Origin of the sequence: Synechococcus sp. OH2 (assembly GCF_047462155.1) — a bacterium.
GTDB lineage: Bacteria > Cyanobacteriota > Cyanobacteriia > Thermostichales > Thermostichaceae > Thermostichus.
Genome location: NZ_JANSIR010000076.1, coordinates 7,327 through 10,203, shown reverse-complemented (window position 1 = coordinate 10,203; position 2,877 = coordinate 7,327). Strand labels below are relative to the sequence as shown.

At 60.9% G+C, this 2,877-nt stretch carries 1 protein-coding gene; it reads left to right on the top strand.

The features are described 5' to 3' along the window. Nucleotides 1-72: 72 nt before the first annotated feature. Nucleotides 73-2,877: maltose alpha-D-glucosyltransferase (treS, locus tag NW835_RS06465; RefSeq protein WP_414414832.1), on the top strand; the 2,805-nt coding region annotated here is incomplete at its 3' end.

Here is a 2,877-nt window from a genome sequence, read left to right as displayed (position 1 = left end):
GGCGCTATCCCTCCCCACCCGGGTGGGGAATCCCGCGCCTTACGTTGACCCCTCGGTTTTGGTTGCCGCCCTATGATGACCCGAACTCCTCTTCGCTCTGTTGGCTCCAGCTTGGCCCCCAGCCCTCTCTGGTACAAAGACGCGGTGATCTACGAAGTGCCGGTGCGGGCCTTTGCCGATAGCGATGGCGATGGCGTGGGCGACTTCCAGGGCCTGACGGAAAAGCTGGACTACCTGCAAGATCTCGGCATCACGGCCATCTGGCTGTTGCCCTTTTTCCCATCCCCCCTGCGGGATGATGGCTATGATGTTTCTGATTTTACCAACGTTAACCCCACCCTGGGCACCCTAGAGGACTTTAAAATCTTTCTAGATGCCGCCCACCAACGCGGGATCCGCGTCATCATCGAGCTCATCCTCAACCACACCTCCGATCAGCATCCCTGGTTTCAGCGGGCTCGGCGCGCCGCCCCCGGCACGCCTGAGCGGGATTTCTACGTTTGGAGCGACACCCCCGAAAAGTACAAAGAGGCCCGCATCATCTTTCAAGACTTTGAAACTTCCAACTGGGCCTGGGATCCGGTGGCCAAGGCCTACTACTGGCATCGCTTCTACTCCCACCAGCCGGATCTCAACTACGACAACCCTGCCGTGCAGAAGGCCATCTTCGAGGTGGTGGACTTTTGGCTGAGCATGGGGGTGGACGGCCTGCGGTTGGACGCGGTGCCCTATCTGTACGAGCGGGAGGGCACCAACTGCGAGAACCTGCCGGAAACCCACGCCTTCCTCAAGGCCCTACGCAAATACATTGACGAAAGATATCCCAACCGTATGCTGCTGGCGGAGGCCAACCAGTGGCCGGAAGATGCTGTGGCCTACTTCGGCGACGGAGACGAGTGCCACATGGACTTCCACTTCCCCCTGATGCCACGGCTCTTTATGGCCATCCAGATGGAGGATCGCTTCCCCATCATCGACATCCTGCAGCAGACTCCCCCCATCCCCGAAACCTGCCAGTGGGCTATTTTCTTGCGCAACCACGACGAGCTCACCCTGGAGATGGTTACCGACGAAGAGCGGGACTACATGTACCAGGTCTACGCCAAGGATCCCAACGCGCGGGTCAACCTGGGCATCCGTCGCCGCCTGGCCCCGCTGCTGGGCAACAGCCGCCGCCGCATCGAGCTGATGAACAGCCTGCTGTTTTCTCTGCCCGGCACGCCGGTGATCTACTACGGCGACGAAATCGGCATGGGGGACAACATCTACCTGGGGGATCGCAACAGCGTGCGCACGCCGATGCAGTGGAGCGCCGACCGCAATGCCGGCTTTTCTCGCGCCAACCCGCAGAAGCTCTACCTGCCCATCGTCATCGATGCCGAGTACCACTACGAAACCGTCAACGTGGAAGCGCAGCGGAACAACCCCTATTCCCTGTGGTGGACGATGAAACGGATGATTGCGGTGCGCAAGCGCTTCCAAGCTTTTGGCCGCGGCTCTTTTGAGCTGCTGCACCCGGAAAACCGCAAGGTGCTGGCCTTTATGCGAGCCTACGGCGACGAGCGCATCCTGGTGGTGGCTAACCTCTCCCGCTACGCGCAGTTTGTGGAGCTGGACTTAGCCCACTGGGAGGGGCTGATCCCGGTAGAGATCTTCGGGCGCACGCCGTTTCCTCCCATCGGTCAACTGCCCTATTTCCTGACCCTGGGCCCCCACTCCTTCTACTGGTTTTCCCTCGAGCCACAGCGACCAACGGAGCGGATCCACCCCAGTCACAGCAAACCGGAAGAGTCGGATCGCCTGCCCACCCTGATCGCCCCCACGTGGGAAAGCCTCTTTCAAGGGGAAATCCAAGAGCGGCTGGAGGCGGTCTTGGGCGACTACCTCTACCGCTGCCGTTGGTTCGGCTCCAAAGCCCGCCAAATTCAGTCGGCCCAGATCTTGGATGCCATTCCTTGTAATCGGGAAGGGGATCCCCCCTTTCGGGGCCAGATTTTGCTCTTGCAAGTCGAGTTTACCGAGGGGGAAGCAGAACTCTACTCTCTCCCCGTGGGCTACACCACCCAAGAGGCGGCCCTGCACCTGCGCGTAGAGACACCCCAGGCAGTCATCCTCCCTGTGCAGGTGGCCGGGGATCCGCCGGGCGTGCTTTTCGACGCGCTGGCCGATAAAACCTTTTTGTCGTTGCTGCTGCAGATCATCGCCCAGCAGGGCCGCCTGCGCCACTCCTCAGGGGAGCTGTGGGCCACCACCTTTGCTCCCTTTGAGTACGACCTCGGCCTTGAACCCCGCATCCTCAAGGCGGAGCAGAGCAACACCTCGGTGGTCTACGGCAATCAGTACATCCTCAAGTTCTATCGCAAGGTGGCCGAGGGGGTGAATCCAGAGCTAGAGATCGGCCGCTACCTGCTGGAGCACCATCCCCAGGTGCGGGTGCCGCGGCTGTTGGGATCCCTGGAATATCGCCGCCGCCGTGGGGCGCGGGGCTTTGATCCCAGCGATCAGCCCATCACGTTAGCCATTTTGCAGGAGTACATCCCCAACGAGGGGGATGCCTGGCACTACACGCTGGACAGCCTGGGGCAGTTTTTCGAGACGGTGCTGGTTCACTACCTAGAGGTGGATCCCGTGCCCGTTCCGCAGGGATCCTTCTTGGAGCTGTCTCAACTCCCCTTGCCGGAGCTGGCCTACGCCACCATTGGCAGCTACCTGGAGTCGGTGCGGATCTTGGCCAAGCGCACCGCCGAGCTGCACCTTGCTCTGGCTGCCGACACCGAAAACAAAGACTTTGCCCCCGAGCCCTTCTCCAGTCTCTACCAACGCTCCATCTATCAATCCATGCGCAATTTGGTGGGGCAGGTGTTTCCGCTGCTGAAC